This is a genomic window from Niallia sp. FSL R7-0271, assembly GCF_038005785.1.
Classification (GTDB): domain Bacteria; phylum Bacillota; class Bacilli; order Bacillales; family Cytobacillaceae; genus Niallia.
In genome coordinates, this window is the sequence record NZ_JBBOTZ010000001.1 from 233,187 (window position 1) to 248,598 (window position 15,412).

Consider the following 15,412-nt stretch of genomic DNA (forward strand, 5'->3'; position numbering starts at 1 on the left):
TTATAGTTGCTGTGATGAGACTGGTAAGAGGATATAATGCTAAAATAGTTTTAGCAGCTTTATATAATTTGTGAACAAAAAGTCATTATATATCCGCTCTTTTTTAGTGGGAATAATGGCATAATACATCATATAGGAAAGATTATTTTAGGCGGTGTAATTATTGAAGACTATAGTCGTTGTCGGCGGAGGAATCACAGGATTGTCTGCCATGTACTATTTACAGAAATTAAAACGAGAACATAAGCTGGATATTAAGCTTATCCTGATTGAAGGGGAGATGTCGCTAGGCGGGAAAATTCACTCGATTCATAAAGGCGACTTCATCATGGAAACAGGCGCAGATTCAATTGTAGCACGAAATAAAAACGTTCTTCCCTTTGTACAGGAGCTTGGATTAGAAGAAGAGCTTGTCTATAATGCAACAGGGATTTCTTACATTCATACGAGAGATAAGCTTTTGGAAATCCCGAAGGACTCTGTATTCGGCATCCCTATGACATTAGAATCCTTGCTTTCGAGTGAGCTGATTTCCCAAAAAGGAAAGCTGGAAGCATTAAAGGATTTGTTAAGAACTAATAAGCATTTTACAAAGGAAACATCTATCGGCGAGTTTTTAGAGTACTTCTTAGGGAAAGAGATCGTCGAAAAGCAGATTACCCCTGTATTAGCAGGAGTATATTCTGGAGGTTTATATAACTTAACGATGGCATCAACGCTTCCGTATTTACTTGAATACAAGGAGAAGTATGGCAGCATTATTCGAGGACTGGGCAAGAACAAAAGTCAATTCCAGTCTGCCTCTAATAAAAAATTCATCTCCTTCCAGAATGGACTTTCCACCATTATAAACCGGCTGGAGGAAGTGCTGGAAGATGTTGAATTTAAAAAGGGTAAAGCAGTTGAATCAATCAAGAAAGAGCAGGATGGCTACAGTATAAGTCTAGCAGAGGGTGAAGCTGTTCAGGCACAATTTATTGTGCTGGCAGCACCTCATCAAGCTGCAGAAAAAATCCTTGCTGAAAGCAGCCTTTCTACAGAGTTTGCTAAGCTTCAAAACTCTTCTAATATCACCATGTATCTTGCTTATGATATTCCAGATGAACAGCTGCCAAAGGACGGAACAGGCTTTATTGTGGCAGAGGACAGCGATTTGACTTGCAATGCCTGTACGTGGACAAGCAGAAAGTGGACACACACCTCCAAAAGCAGCAGTCTGTTGCTTAGACTTTTTTATAAGAAATCTAATCCTGCATATGAGCAGCTTAATTCATTGTCTGAAGAGGAACTGTTAAAGGTCGCTAAAAAGGATATTGAAAAAAGTCTCGGAATTACAGAAAAGCCAATCAGTTATGAAGTGACGAAGTGGAATGAGTTAATGCCGGTTTATTCCTTGCAGCATAAATCCGCAATAGATACGATAAATGCTAAGATGGCCGAGCTTTTTCCAAATGTATTATTAGCAGGAAGCTCCTATTATGGAGTTGGAATTGCAGCCTGCATCGCAAATGGAGAGGAAACAGCAGGGAAATTGACCAAGTCTCTACTTTAAAAAAAGGTGCTGGATGAACCAGCACCTTTCCTTATGTTCTTTTCTTTTTAAATGGTATAAACACAAGAATAAGCAGCAACAGTGAGATAAACAAAGCCGAATAAGATACAGCTTGTGCAGATGACCAATTTTTGATTGCTATTGCAAGATAAGCCCAGATAATAACAAGGGAATATGCCCAATCCTTTTCAAAGATGCGAAAGAAAATCCCCAGAATACCGCCCATAGCTAACAGGGAAACGGTCCAAAGCGGGTCAGTGACATTTAAGCCGATATAAGTTACGTAATAGCTTATGTTAACAATAGAGGCTACGGATATCCACCCAATATAAATAGAAAAAGGGAAGATATCGAATAAACGATTAGACGCAGCCTTTATTGCTTTATAAAGGAAAAGCAAGGTTAATAGCAAGAGCAGAATGACGGCTACTGACAAGGCAAATAGTTCATAATGCCAGACGAGTATCCAGCCGGCGTTTAGAATGCAGGTAAGCACGAATAGAATGCTGTTTGTTTTCGAATATATAAGTGCTCTGTGTTTGCGCATAAAGCCGCGCGCAAGCCAAATTGCTAATAGAATATAAATAACTCCCCAAATCATAAAAGCATAAGAAGCAGGAGTTACAAGCACTGCTAATTTATTTGATATTTCGCCAGTTGTTTGCCCGTTGATAGGAATGATATTGGCGAGGGCATTTACTCCTACCATCATCACATAGAACAATAGGCTCAGAATTATATAGGCCAAGACAATTCCTCCTTTTTTATATACTTATTCCACCCACAACGAGAATATAATCCAAAAAAAGAAGAATACTCCAAGCAGATTGGGAGTATTCTTCTCCTTATCTATATGGATGATATAAAGAAAAAAACAGGGTATTATTTCCACTTTTATGTATTATCAAGTTTTAGTAGCAAGTTAGTTAACTTATTTAATATAATAAAAAAGGTCAAAATACCTGAATAGGGGCTAGTAAAAATGATGGACCAAATCATATTAACATATATTGTCATAATGACGGTTGGTGGGGTTTTACAGCTTGTATTGGCATTTATAGGCTATACCAATAGACATGTTTTTGCGGGAACTAGAACGTTTGCGTGGCTTTCGTTATTTTCAGCCATCTATGCATTCGGACATGCGCTAGAGCTTACGAGCAGTACAGGAACAGCGATTATGTTTTGGGTTGTGTTTCAATACTTAGGAATGCCGTTTTCTGCTCCAGCGACCTTGATTCTTGTTTTGCAGTACATAGGCTTGGATAAGCATTTGAACAGAAAAACCTTGCTCTTGTATTATCTCATCCCTGTGCTCACCTTTCTTTTTATCGTAACAAATGATTTTCACCATTTATTTTATAAACAAGTTAATTTTGTGCAAAGTCATGGTGCTTTATTGTTAGATATGACAGTAGGCCAATGGTATGTAGTTCATGGAAGCTACACATTTGGCACTTTGTTTGTCGGAGCTAATATTTTAATTTGGTATTGGATTAAGTCGAAGACAAAGCATTGGAAACAGGTACTAACACTTTTAATCGGCATTTTATTGCCAATTACAACATCATTGCTCTACTTATTAGGATTAACACCATATGGCATTGATCCTGTACCGATTGTGATGGGTATCACAGGCTTGTTGTATCTATGGGCGATTATGTCTACACATATGCTGACAGTGGCTCCTGTTGCAAAAGATTATTTATTTGAAAGCATGAGGGACGCAGTCATTGTTCTTGATTTGTCTGGAAAAATAGTTGAGTTCAATCCGCTTGCTTCCCTGCTGTTTCCTTCCTTGAAGAATGGAAAACAAATTGATGATATAATGGAAGACAGAGACCGACTTTTAGCATTTGGCGACAGAATAATAAATGATGATACTGTATATGAGATGGAATGGAAAGACAGTGGGAAATACTATCAAGTAAGGATATCGCCGATTCACAAACGAAATCATATTCTTGTGGGAACAGCGATTGTTATTATAGATATTACAGAACTAAAAGTAGTGCAGAAACAGCTGCGAGAATTGGCCTATAAAGATGGCCTTACAAAAATATATAACCGCACCTTTTTTATGGAGAAATCCAAGGAAGTGATAAGTCGGGACAGAGGTGCACAGGATTATACATCATTGCTGCTTTTTGATGTAGATCATTTCAAAGGAATCAATGATACTTTTGGACATTTTGCTGGTGATGATGCGTTACGGCATATTGTGTCTGTCACACAAGGCCTGCTAAAAGAAGACATGCTATTCGGAAGATATGGGGGAGAAGAGTTTATTGTGCTACTCCCTGGATATTCCCTTGAATCAGCAGCTGAAATAGGCCATTCAATCAGAAGTTGCCTTGAAAATTCGAGTTTTTACTCTAAAGCAGAAAAGATTGCTATTACAGCAAGCTTTGGAGTTGCAGCAACAGAGAACATCTCTCATCCGGAGGCTGCTTTAAGCGAGCTTGTTGAAAAGGCCGATGTTGCTCTGTATGAAGCAAAAAGGAATGGCAGAAACAGAGTATATGTCGGGATTAATAGTGAATATGAGGAATACAGCTTTATATCGCATTAAAACGAACTAAATGACTTAACATACGAAATAGGCTAGGGGTGAAAGCGCAAATGAATATCCTTTCAGCGAAAGATGTGAAAATAGGTTATGATGATAAAATCATTGTCGAGCAGCTGAGCCTGGAAATTGAAACAGGTAAAATTACAACCATCATCGGACCGAATGGATGCGGAAAGTCAACGATATTAAAAGCGCTGGCTAGACTAAATAAGGTGAAGGCTGGAGCTGTTTACTTAGATGGTGAGGCTATTCAAAAGATTCCAACCAAAAAAATCGCTAAAAAGATGGCGGTTTTGCCCCAATCTCCAGATGCCCCAAGCGGATTAACGACTTATGACCTCGTTTCCTATGGACGATCTCCACACCAAGTGGGATTTGGTCGGTTAGGGGAAAAAGATAAAGAAATAATTGATTGGGCACTTGAAGTGACAGGTCTAACTGAATGGAAGTATCAAGAGGTAGATACGTTATCAGGCGGTCAAAGACAAAGAGCGTGGATTGCAATGGCAATTGCCCAAGAAACAGAACTGCTTCTATTGGATGAGCCGACGACCTATCTTGATATGGCACATCAGCTTGAGGTGCTGCAATTGCTTAAAAAGCTCAATGAAGAGGAAAAGAGAACAATTGTAATGGTCATACATGATCTTAATCATGCTTCCCGTTTTTCTGATAAAATGATTGCCATGAAAAAAGGAAAGCTGAGAAAAGAAGGCACCCCGAATGAAGTCATGACAGCAGAAGTTTTAAAGGATGTCTTTCAAGTGGATGCAGAAATTGTTACAGATCCAAGGACAAATAAGCCGGCCTGTTTATCCTATGATTTGGTTGGTGCAGAAATGAGAAATACAGGGGTGCTGTCCCGAGGGTGATAGGCATAAAACAGCAAATTAACTCATATAATGTTACAAAAATATAAAATTCACATAAAAACAATAAGTGTTTTTGTTTCAAACAGTTAGAATGTTATACAATGGTAAATGGTAAAAGGATTGAAATATTAGCAGAAGGTTGAGATTATGAAAAATTATGATGTAAAAGAAAAGTTCTTACAGATAATGACAGAAGATGAAGTTAAGATAGATGAGCCGCTAAGTCAATATACGTATACAAAAATAGGAGGGAAGGCAGATTACCTGCTTTTTCCGACTACGTTTGAACAACTACAGAATGCTTATAAAGTAGCATTAGAGGCTGGAATTCCCATCACGATTTTAGGGAATGGATCTAATGTCCTTATAAAGGATGGAGGAATTCGTGGTGTTGTGTTCAACTTGACGAAGCTTGTGACCATTCGGCTTGAAGGAGATAAAGTATTTGCTGAGAGCGGAGCAGCACTTATCGATACTTCCCGATTCGCGCTTGAGCATTCCTTAGCTGGTCTTGAATTTGCTTGTGGAATTCCAGGCTCTATCGGCGGTGCGCTCTATATGAATGCAGGGGCTTACGGCGGTGAGATTGCAGATGTATTAGAGAGTGCAACTGTTCTGACTAGTGCCGGGGAAATCATCTCAGTACGTAAAGAGGATTTGGATTTAGGTTACCGCACAAGCAATATTGCCAAGAACCATTATGTTGTCTTAGAAGCGGTTTTTAAACTGCAACCAGGTAAACAGGAAGAAATTAAGGCGAAAATGGATGAACTGACATTTTTGCGAGAATCAAAACAGCCTCTTGAGTATCCTTCTTGCGGCAGTGTCTTTAAAAGACCTCCAGGCTACTTTGCAGGGAAACTGATACAGGACAGCAATCTTCAAGGAACAAAAATAGGCGGAGCGCAAGTTTCCACAAAGCACGCAGGCTTTATTGTCAATGTGGATAATGCAACTGCTGATGATTATATTTCTCTCATCAAACATGTTCAAAAGACAGTCAAAGAGAATTATGATGTTAACTTAGAAACAGAAGTTAGAATCATTGGGGAAGACAAATAAAAAATAACCACACTGAACTTTACAGTGTGGTTATTTTTTATTGATCACTTGAATGACAGGGATTTTCGGCGGATACTTAGTTGTGAATTTTTGGTGAATCTTAAATAGGATATATCCTAACATACTGCCTATAACATTTAAAATAAAGTCATCTATATCTGCAGCCCGGTTTACGGTAAAGAAGTATTGTGTAACCTCAATGATAAGCGAAGTAACAGCCCCGAGAAATACAGTTGCAAGCCATTTGAAGCGTCTGCGGTAAATAGCCGGGAACAGCATGCCAAAAGGAATAAACATGATAATATTGCCAAGTGTATAAAGCATCCAAAATATTGGAGGCTTATTTTCATATTGATAAAGAATCTGCACATACGGAATCAAGTTAATATTCTCTCTATTGCCGGGTGGAGTGAAATGGAACGGATTTAATGTCACATACATAACCATTAATAAGTAGAGAAAAAAGATATTGACGATCCATTCTCTTTTTGCGGCAACAAATTGCTTTTTCTTTGAGCGATATATTCTGTAATAAATCCAAACTGGCACCAGCATTAGCAGGATTATTGGAAAATTGAGCGTTAATTCGATATCCGTCTGAATCCAAATAATAAATAACAGGGCCAGAAAAGTGAGTAAAATAATCTTTTTCGGTATGTACACTTTCAAAACTCAAAATCCTTTCGTGTTATAACTATATTATATATATATGGCCAGGCAAATTAAAGTAGAAGCCGTAAATGAAAGAAGCAGATTGCTTTACTATTTATCCAATGATTCCCATAATAAAAGAGAAGGGTCATATTCTTCATAGGAATCGAGTGATTTCCTGAACGAAGCCCGAATTTGGAAATAAGGAGATGGAACATTTTGAGTAGTAAAGTTCAAATTGGGAAAACATCAATGAACGTCACAAAGCTAGGGTATGGAGCAAACTCAGTTGGAGGGCATAATTTATTTCCAAACTTAAAAGATGAAACTGGTAAGGAAGTAGTGAATGCAGCCTTAGATGCAGGAGTAGACTTTATAGATACTGCGTTTATTTATGGGCTGGGGAAATCAGAGGAGCTAATCGGAGAAGTGCTCAAAGAACGGGGAATTAGAGATAAAGTGGTTATTGCCAGCAAAGCTGCCCATAAAGCAGTCGACGGCAAGATTGTTCTCGATAATAGCCGTCAATTTTTGCGAGATTCAGTAGAGGAAAGCTTAAAAAAACTGCAGACAGATTTTATTGATTTGTTTTATGTTCATTATCCAGATGGTGTTACTCCACTGGCCGAAGTGGCAGGCACTTTAAAGGAATTAAAGGATGAAGGTAAAATCGGAGCAGTCGGTGCGTCTAACTTAAATGAAGAACAACTAAAGGAATTTAACAAGGATGGCTACTTGGAAGTATTTCAAGGAGAGTATTCGCTGTTAAAAAGGGAAGCAGAACATTCCTTTTTACCGTATTGTGCGGAAAATGGGATAAGCTTTGTCCCTTATTTTCCTTTGGCATCAGGGCTTTTGACAGGTAAATTCTCTAAAGATGCTAAATTTGATGATATTCGTGCAAAAGATCCGCTTTTCCAAGGAGATGCATTCCTTAAAAATCTCGAAAAAGTTGACCAGTTAAAAAAGCTGGCTGAAGAGAAAGGATTTGAAGCAACACATTTGGCACTTGCTTGGCTGTTAGAGCAGCAGGCAGTAGATGTCATTATTCCAGGAGCGAAAACGGTCGCTCAACTGCAAAACAACTTACGGACATTAGAAGTTACTTTAACAAATGAAGAGATAGCAAGTATCAGTAGAATCTTTTCTTGATAGATAAGGAGCATCCTTTACATAGGGTGCTCTTTTTGCTTCGGTTGATATTATTTCAAAATAGTAAAACTCGAAACAGAATAAGTCGGGGATATCCTCGTATTCTCCTTCATGTTAGTATATTTAACGCGTGGTGTAACGAAGGTCATAATTACTTGCTGGTTTTAAGCTGATATATTTTTTCTGAAAAACGTTGAGAAGAAATTATACCAATTTTTCTATGATAGTGTTACAATGATTTAAAGTTTAAATATACAGATAATTCGTTTTAATCGGAAAATGGAGGGGTAAAAGTGGCAGAGTTAAGAAGCAACATGATCAAAAAGGGGTTTGACCGCGCTCCGCACAGAAGCCTATTGCGTGCAGCTGGTGTAAAAGAAGAGGATTTTAATAAACCATTTATCGCTGTAGTGAATTCATATATTGATATTGTTCCAGGTCATGTCCATTTACAGGAGTTCGGAAAAATTGTAAAAGAAGCAATTAGAGAAGCAGGTGGCGTACCGTTTGAAATGAACACGATTGGTGTGGATGACGGTATTGCTATGGGGCATATTGGAATGAGATATTCGCTTCCGAGCCGAGAAATCATTGCAGACTCCATTGAAACAGTAGTTTCAGCTCACTGGTTTGATGGTATGGTATGTATCCCTAACTGTGACAAAATCACACCAGGAATGATGATGGCTGCAATGCGTCTAAACATTCCAACTGTGTTTGTCAGCGGCGGTCCTATGAAAGCAGGGGTTACTAGTGATGGCAGAAAGATTTCCCTATCATCCGTATTTGAAGGAGTAGGAGCATATCAATCAGGCAAGCTTGATGATAAAGGGTTGCTTGAATTAGAACAATTTGGCTGTCCGACTTGCGGTTCATGTTCAGGCATGTTTACAGCTAATTCTATGAACTGTTTAGCAGAAGCTTTAGGACTGGCATTGCCGGGTAATGGTACTATTTTGGCTGTGGCACCAGAGCGCAAAGAATTCGTGAAAAAATCTGCCAAGCAGCTTATGACTCTAATTGAAAAAGATATTAAGCCAAAAGATATCGTGACAGAAAAGGCAATCGATAATGCCTTTGCGTTGGACATGGCATTGGGCGGTTCAACAAACACTGTCTTGCATACATTGGCATTGGCTAATGAAGCAGGTATTGATTATCCGCTGGAAAGAATTAATGAAGTGGCAAACAGGGTGCCGCATCTGTCGAAATTGGCTCCATCCTCTGATGTGCATATTGAAGATTTGCATGAAGCAGGCGGAGTTTCAGCAGCGCTTAATGAGCTGTCGAAAAAAGAGGATGCTCTTCATTTAGATACATTAACTGTAACAGGCAGAACACTTGGTGAAAATATTGCTGGTTGTGAAGTGCAGAATTATGATGTTATCCGTCCAATTGATAACCCGCATACAGAAAAGGGCGGCTTGGCAGTATTGTTCGGCAACCTGGCTCCGGATGGCGCAATCATCAAAACAGGCGGTGTGCAAAACGGTATTACTAGACATGAAGGACCTGCAATTATATTTGAGTCACAAGAGGATGCTCTTGAAGGTATCTCTAAAGGCAAGGTACAGGCTGGTCATGTTGTAATCATTCGCTATGAAGGACCGAAGGGTGGTCCGGGAATGCCGGAAATGCTTGCCCCGACATCACAGATTGTGGGCATGGGTCTTGGGCCGAAAGTGGCATTAGTAACCGATGGGCGTTTCTCTGGAGCATCCCGTGGTTTGTCAATCGGCCATGCTTCTCCGGAAGCTGCTGAAGGCGGTCCGCTGGCATTTGTTGAAGATGGTGATCACATCGTTATTGATATCGAAAACCGTTCAATGGATGTTATCGTTGATGATGTGGAATGGGAAAGACGGAAGTCAGAATGGAAAGGGTTCGAACCAAAAGTTAAAACAGGTTATCTTGCCCGTTATTCTAAATTGGTTACATCTGCAAGCACTGGCGGAATCATGAAAATCTAATAAAAAAAGTCGATGGCATATGCCATCGACTTTTTTTATTCTTCCTCCGTATGAATGCTTTGCACTTGAAGGATATCGAGCAGGAAGACAAATACCGGTATACCAAGAATTAATCCCCAGACTCCGAAGAAGTGCTCTGAGAAAATCAAGACAATAAATGTAAAGAATACAGGCAAGTCTGTTTTAGAAGACATTAGTTTAGGATTCAGAACATAGGCCTCTAATGCATGAATGATGCAAATGAAAACGATGAGGATAATGATATACATATAACCGCCAATCGTATAACCTATTGTCAAAAGTGGAATGAGAGATATGACAACCCCTGCAACTGGTATCAAACCGAAAAGGAAGACCATAATCGACAGACCGAGCAATTGCGGGAATCCTAAAATCCATAAACCGATTGTTGTTAAAATACAATTAACTAATGCAATAATGAATTGTGCTTCCAAAACTTTTCCGAAAGTCAGTACGAACTTCTTTCCGAAGAAAGCTATTTCGTTGTAAAAAGCAGCAATTTTGCTTGTTTTAAAGTTTTCTTTGTACTTAAGAAGTCTTGGTTTTTCCAGCAGAAAGAAAAAGCTTAAAATAATCGCGAGCAAAAACTGAATGCTGAAATGGCTGATTGTCGTAAAGTAAACGACGATAACCCCAAGTCCTTGTTCTAAATAACTGTCAATATCCCTAGCTTGAATTGCCTTTACAATATAATTCAAGACGGCATTATCGTGAGGCTGGGAATAGAAATCCATCAGCTGTCTGACCAACGCTGTAATTTCTTCGATAAGCATCGGCAAATACTTAATGAAGCCGTAAGATAGTAAGCTGATTGTTATGAGGTAAAGCAGGCTAACAATGATGTTTCGTTTAATCGGTATTTTTTTGGAGATGATTTTTTCCAGCCTATCCATTAGAAATGAAAGGATAAAGGTGAAAAGCATCAAATTGATCATGCTTCTTAAAAAGTAAATCCCTAAAATAAGCAACCCGAAAATGACGATGCGCTTTGCACTTTTATTTGCTATTAATTTGTTTACTAACTCCATTCTCCTTCTCCTGACCCTTATTGTTATACTTCTTTACCTTAATTCTACCTTATATGGGAGAATATCATAACAAAAACTTACGATATTTGACTGGTTTTTTTCTTTTTTGTGTCAACTTTTTTCCATTTGAAAATTTTGTTCAGTAAATTGAATATTTTCGTTGATTCCTTTGTGAGCAAAGGACCTAAAATGGCAAGTATTAACACGTAAAGAGCAGAGAATGGCTTCAGCATTGGCATAAGACCGCCGGCAATGCCTAAGTTAGCGACGATGATGGAGAATTCACCGCGGGAAACAATTGTTAAGCCGATATTGGCTGATGCTTTGTGGGACAAACCTGTTCTTCGTCCGGCAATCATACCTGCAATGAAGTTTCCGAAAATAGTCAGGATGACAGCACCAAGAGTAAACCAGACTGCACCGCCTAATTCGAATGGATCGATTGTCAAACCGAAGCTAAAGAAGAAGATAGCTCCGAAAAAGTCGCGGAACGGAACAACAAGTTGTTCTATGCGGTGGCTGTGTTCTGTTTCAGAGAAAACAAGCCCTAATAGCAATGCGCCAATTGCTTCTGCAACGTGAATTGTTTCTGAGAAGCCAGCAACAAAAAATAGTGCTGCAAAGATAACGATGATAAAGATTTCGTTTGAGGAAATATCAAGCAACTTATTTAATAAAGGTGCGCCTTTGCGAGCGATAATGAAAAATAGCAGCATATATCCTAGAGCAGTTCCGATGCTGATCAGCGTTCCACCAATTGATGTGGAGTCGCCCATAACGAGTCCGGAAATGACAGATAAATAAACAGCAAGGAAAATATCCTCGAACATGATTATTCCTAAGATAAGCTCTGTCTCTGCATTACCTGTTCTGCGCAAATCGACAAGAACCTTTGCGACTATTGCGCTAGAGGAAATAGTGATAATACCTGAAATGATTAGTACCTCGATTAGGTCATAACCATTCAAGAATCCGTATAAAAGACCTAATGAGAAGTTGATTACTATATATATCGTGCCGGCAGTGACAATAGAGCGACCTGATTTAATCAGCTTGCCAACGGAGAATTCCAGCCCTAAATAGAACAAGAGGAATAAAACTCCGATTCTGCCCATGAAGTTAATGATTTCGGCACTTTCAATGAATCTCAGGTCAATTATTCCGAAGTGGGGTGCATGGGGACCAACCAGCATGCCGACAATGATTAAAAATGGGATAATGGAGAACTTCAATTTGCCTGCCAATATGGCTGCAAGGGCAACTAGAAGCAGTGCGGTACCAACTTCAAAAACTAAGTGATCCATTAAGTGTCACCTCCAGTGCTTTTTGTCAGTTGCTCAAGTATCAATCTTTTTAAATGCTGTCTTTCACCTGAAATGACAAGTGTATCGCCTGCCTCAACTAATGTCTCAGGTCCAGGGCTTAACATCTTATCTGCTCCTTTTTTCATGATAGCAATAACATTTACATTGTAATTGTTGCGGATATCCATATCTCCGATTGTATGATTAGCAGCTCTCGATTCACGCTCTACTTTATACCATTCAATAATGAGGTCGTTAAATGCCATCTCAATCGTTTCAAGCGCTTTAGGTTTGTATGCTAAACCACCTAATATACCGGCGATTTGCCTCGACTCTAAATCGTTGAATGTCACGCTAGAAATGCTTTCCTCATGATCGTCATCATCAAAATGATAAACCTCTCGTCTGCCGTCATCGTGAATGACGATAACTACCTTATCGTTATTTTTGGTTACTAGTTCGAATTTTTTTCCAATGCCAGGGAGTTCAGTCTCTCTGATATTCATCTTTCTTTCCTCCTTAATAATTTATAGGTTTACATCAATGCGAGGAGTGGTTACCTCTTCTTTGTTAATCCCAAGGAACTTGTATGTCTCTTGTTTTGTAGAATGGTTAAAGTGCCTCTGCAATAACGAAATGGCAACACCTCGCTTGTAAGCATGATAACCAAAGGTCTTTCGCATCGAGTTAGTACCGATATTGGAGCCGATGCCTAAAGCTTCTGCAGCCTGATGAATAATCCGGTATGCCTGCTGTCTGCTTAAATGATTTTTGGATTTCTTCGATTGGAATAAATAGCTTTCCGGTGGAAGCTGGCTCACTTGGATATAGTGAAGAATTTCCTTTTTAACCTTTTGGTTCAAATAAACCTTGCGCTCATCCCGAAGATCATCCTTTTTAATTGTGTAGAAATCGCGAATACCTGCCTCTTCGAGAAGATCAGAGATGCGGATATCCAGTAGCTCCGTAATCGTCAAACCAGTATTGATGCCAAGCAAAAACAGCAAGTAGTCCCGTTCAGACTGCTTCTTTAAATAGCGTTTCATACTGTTTATTTGCTTTAAGTCCTTTATTGCCTCTACAACTTCCATTTTCTTTTGCTCCTTTGGATTTAATGTAACTCAACATATAAAAAACATAGTATTGAGTAACATAACTCTATTATAGGTCATAATAGATGGTCAGTCAAATGTAAACGTTGTTCTGCTGTCAAAGCTAGAACTGCTGCTTCATATAAAGAGGTAGAAAAGGTTTTTTTCTTGAATATTATTTGTGTTCGACTATATAATTATTTCATTAAAGTAAAAAGTTTTTTGAGGGGGTGGAAGAAATGGGGCTGTGCAATTAAAGATTGATTTCCTAATAACAAAAAGAACTATTAATCATTACACGAACCTAGGTCTCTCCATCCATTTGCTAACAAGTTGCCGATTGCGATGAACTTGCTAAAAAAAGTTTCATCATTATATAGGAAGTGGTGGAAGGAAAATAGCTTAAATCTAAAAGAGATCAAGGTATGTAATGAGCACAAAAACGGGTATGGCCGTAATATCCATTGAGGAAAAAGGGGAGAATGGCCGCCCGACATAAAAAGAAGGAAGTTAGAAATACTATTCACATGAGTGTATTTCCTTCTTTGCAGGCATTGCTGCTTTTAAGCTAATTTTCTTATAATATCAGGAGGTGTAAGCCTTTTTAGGCTGTTCATTGGAAATTTTTAATTTAATTTTATTCGCAATACTTATAGCTTTTACAGGATTTTTTGTTGCAACGGAGTTTGCGATCGTCAAAGTAAGAGGATCGAGGATAGATCAACTGGTTGCGGAAGGAAGAAAAGGAGCTTTAGCGGCGAAAAGGGTAACTACTCATCTGGATGAATACTTATCTGCGTGTCAGCTTGGTATTACAGTTACAGCGCTCGGATTAGGGTGGATTGGTGAGCCGACGGTGGAAGCAATCCTTCATCCGGTATTCGAAAAGCTTCATATATCTGGATCACTTTCGACAATCCTGTCTTTTGGGATAGCCTTTATATCTGTAACCTTTATACATGTTGTAGTTGGGGAGCTTGCTCCGAAAACAGTTGCTATCCAAAAAGCAGAAACGATTACCTTGCTTTTTGCTCCGCCAATTATTTGGTTCTACAGACTTCTGTACCCGTTTATTTGGCTTTTGAACGGATCTGCCCGTGTCTTGACTGGAATGTTTGGCCTAAAGCCTGCCTCAGAGCATGAGCTAGCCCATTCGGAGGAAGAGCTCCGCATTTTAATGTCTGAAAGTTATAAGAGCGGTGAAATAAATAAAAATGAATTAAAATACGTGAACAATATTTTTGAATTCGATGAAAGAATAGCGAAGGAAATTATGGTTCCCCGTACAGAAATGGTCACAATCAGTGTAGACAATACTTTTGATGAAATCATGGACATTCTGGAAGAGGAAAACTATACTCGTTATCCATTAGTGAATGGTGATAAAGACAATGTTATTGGTCTAATCAACATTAGAGAATTCTTGACGGCAAGGATCCAAGAGAAGGAACAGATGGACCTGGAGAAATACATGAAGCCGATTATCCGCGTAATTGAGACAATACCTATTCGCGATTTGCTTATTAAAATGCAGAAGGAAAGAACCCATATGGCAATTTTGTTAGATGAATATGGCGGTACTTCTGGTATTGTTACAGCAGAGGATATATTAGAAGAAATCGTTGGTGATATCCGCGATGAGTTCGATGAAGATGAAGTTGCAGAAATTCGCAAGCTGAAAGAAAATCACTATATCTTAAGCGGTAAAGTACTAATCAGTGAAGTTAATGACCTGCTTGGCATTCATCTGTCAGAAGAAGAAGTTGATACAATTGGCGGCTGGTTCTTGACAAATAATTTTGAAGCGGTCGAAGGTGATGAAATTGAGGAAGAAGGTTTTATCTTCAAGCTGAAAAGTATTGAGGAACATCATATTCATTTCATTGAAGTATTTAAATCTGCTTTTGAAAAAGAAACAATTTAATAAAAAGAGGACTTCAGTGTGCATGAAGTCCTCTTTTTTTGCGGAAAATAACAGCAGATTATAAGTTAACAGTTTAAAACAGTAAATAAACCCAATAATAGGTATTTTTTTAAACTAATAATTGGAAAAGAATCATTCTATTTAATTATGTCAACATTGTGTCCGTCAAAGTTATGCTTAGTTTAAATTGTAACGAAGCTGAAACCGCTTTAT

The 15,412-nt window shown here is 38.7% G+C and carries 13 protein-coding genes; 7 read left to right on the forward strand and 6 right to left on the reverse strand.

Annotation, left to right across the window (positions count from 1 at the left end; all coding sequences use genetic code 11):
* The first annotated feature begins 163 nt into the window (after positions 1-163).
* On the forward strand, positions 164-1,552 hold the full coding sequence (locus MKX82_RS01300; RefSeq protein ID WP_233316865.1) for a protoporphyrinogen oxidase: 1,389 nt from the start codon (positions 164-166) through the stop codon (positions 1,550-1,552).
* Positions 1,553-1,583: 31 nt separating this feature from the next.
* On the opposite strand, the gene MKX82_RS01305 is transcribed toward MKX82_RS01300, so the two are convergent.
* A complete protein-coding gene (locus tag MKX82_RS01305; RefSeq protein WP_341074600.1) occupies positions 1,584-2,300 on the reverse strand; it encodes a tryptophan-rich sensory protein in 717 nt (238 codons plus the stop codon).
* A 234-nt stretch (positions 2,301-2,534) separates the two neighbouring features.
* Between MKX82_RS01305 and MKX82_RS01310 the strand changes: the two genes are divergently transcribed.
* The 3 genes from MKX82_RS01310 (at position 2,535) to murB (ending at position 6,058) form a co-directional block, all read left to right on the forward strand.
* Positions 2,535-4,124 (forward strand): histidine kinase N-terminal 7TM domain-containing diguanylate cyclase, encoded by a 1,590-nt coding sequence (locus tag MKX82_RS01310; protein ID WP_341074602.1) that lies wholly within the window; start codon positions 2,535-2,537, stop codon positions 4,122-4,124.
* Between the two features lie 50 nt (positions 4,125-4,174).
* Positions 4,175-4,996, forward strand: a complete 822-nt coding sequence (locus MKX82_RS01315) for an ABC transporter ATP-binding protein (protein WP_233316868.1) — start codon at positions 4,175-4,177, stop codon at positions 4,994-4,996.
* A 147-nt stretch (positions 4,997-5,143) separates the two neighbouring features.
* Complete coding sequence (murB, locus tag MKX82_RS01320) at positions 5,144-6,058, forward strand: UDP-N-acetylmuramate dehydrogenase (RefSeq protein WP_341074605.1); 915 nt, start codon at positions 5,144-5,146, stop codon at positions 6,056-6,058.
* A 30-nt stretch (positions 6,059-6,088) separates the two neighbouring features.
* On the opposite strand, the gene MKX82_RS01325 is transcribed toward murB, so the two are convergent.
* Positions 6,089-6,721 carry a VanZ family protein gene (locus MKX82_RS01325; RefSeq protein WP_237942200.1) on the reverse strand — a complete coding sequence of 211 codons (633 nt, stop codon included), beginning with the start codon at positions 6,719-6,721 and terminating at the stop codon, positions 6,089-6,091.
* A 240-nt stretch (positions 6,722-6,961) separates the two neighbouring features.
* On the opposite strand from MKX82_RS01325, the gene MKX82_RS01330 reads away from it, so the two are divergent.
* A complete protein-coding gene (locus MKX82_RS01330; protein ID WP_233316937.1) occupies positions 6,962-7,861 on the forward strand; it encodes an aldo/keto reductase in 900 nt (299 codons plus the stop codon).
* Positions 7,862-8,154: 293 nt separating this feature from the next.
* Positions 8,155-9,831 (forward strand): dihydroxy-acid dehydratase, encoded by a 1,677-nt coding sequence (gene ilvD, locus MKX82_RS01335; protein WP_233316870.1) that lies wholly within the window; start codon positions 8,155-8,157, stop codon positions 9,829-9,831.
* A 35-nt stretch (positions 9,832-9,866) separates the two neighbouring features.
* On the opposite strand, the gene MKX82_RS01340 is transcribed toward ilvD, so the two are convergent.
* From MKX82_RS01340 to MKX82_RS01355, 4 genes are all read right to left on the reverse strand, one after another.
* On the reverse strand, positions 9,867-10,880 hold the full coding sequence (locus tag MKX82_RS01340; protein WP_233316871.1) for an AI-2E family transporter: 1,014 nt from the start codon (positions 10,878-10,880) through the stop codon (positions 9,867-9,869).
* Positions 10,881-10,957: 77 nt separating this feature from the next.
* Positions 10,958-12,184: a cation:proton antiporter gene (locus MKX82_RS01345; RefSeq protein WP_233316872.1), complete on the reverse strand. Its 1,227-nt coding sequence runs from the start codon at positions 12,182-12,184 to the stop codon at positions 10,958-10,960.
* The gene (locus tag MKX82_RS01350) at positions 12,184-12,690 is read right to left on the reverse strand and encodes a cation:proton antiporter regulatory subunit (protein WP_233316873.1); all 507 of its coding nucleotides are present in this window, start codon (positions 12,688-12,690) and stop codon (positions 12,184-12,186) included. The genes MKX82_RS01345 and MKX82_RS01350 overlap by 1 nt, the downstream gene beginning before the upstream one ends.
* Positions 12,691-12,711: 21 nt before the next feature.
* Positions 12,712-13,275, reverse strand: coding sequence for a tyrosine-type recombinase/integrase (locus tag MKX82_RS01355; RefSeq protein ID WP_233316874.1), 564 nt, complete (start codon positions 13,273-13,275; stop codon positions 12,712-12,714).
* A 616-nt stretch (positions 13,276-13,891) separates the two neighbouring features.
* Here MKX82_RS01355 and MKX82_RS01360 point away from each other — a divergent pair.
* Positions 13,892-15,199 (forward strand): hemolysin family protein, encoded by a 1,308-nt coding sequence (locus tag MKX82_RS01360; protein WP_237940570.1) that lies wholly within the window; start codon positions 13,892-13,894, stop codon positions 15,197-15,199.
* Positions 15,200-15,412: the final 213 nt, after the last annotated feature.

Excerpts from the sequence above, each read along its gene's own strand:
- MKX82_RS01310 (WP_341074602.1), top strand. The coding sequence starts at position 2,535 with ATGATGGACCAAATCATATTAACATATATTGTCATAATGACGGTTGGT.
- MKX82_RS01315 (WP_233316868.1), top strand. The coding sequence starts at position 4,175 with ATGAATATCCTTTCAGCGAAAGATGTGAAAATAGGTTATGATGATAAA.
- murB (WP_341074605.1), top strand. The coding sequence starts at position 5,144 with ATGAAAAATTATGATGTAAAAGAAAAGTTCTTACAGATAATGACAGAA.
- MKX82_RS01330 (WP_233316937.1), top strand. The coding sequence starts at position 6,962 with ATGAACGTCACAAAGCTAGGGTATGGAGCAAACTCAGTTGGAGGGCAT.
- MKX82_RS01340 (WP_233316871.1), bottom strand. The coding sequence starts at position 10,880 with ATGGAGTTAGTAAACAAATTAATAGCAAATAAAAGTGCAAAGCGCATC.
- MKX82_RS01345 (WP_233316872.1), bottom strand. The coding sequence starts at position 12,184 with ATGGATCACTTAGTTTTTGAAGTTGGTACCGCACTGCTTCTAGTTGCC.
- MKX82_RS01350 (WP_233316873.1), bottom strand. The coding sequence starts at position 12,690 with ATGAATATCAGAGAGACTGAACTCCCTGGCATTGGAAAAAAATTCGAA.
- MKX82_RS01355 (WP_233316874.1), bottom strand. The coding sequence starts at position 13,275 with ATGGAAGTTGTAGAGGCAATAAAGGACTTAAAGCAAATAAACAGTATG.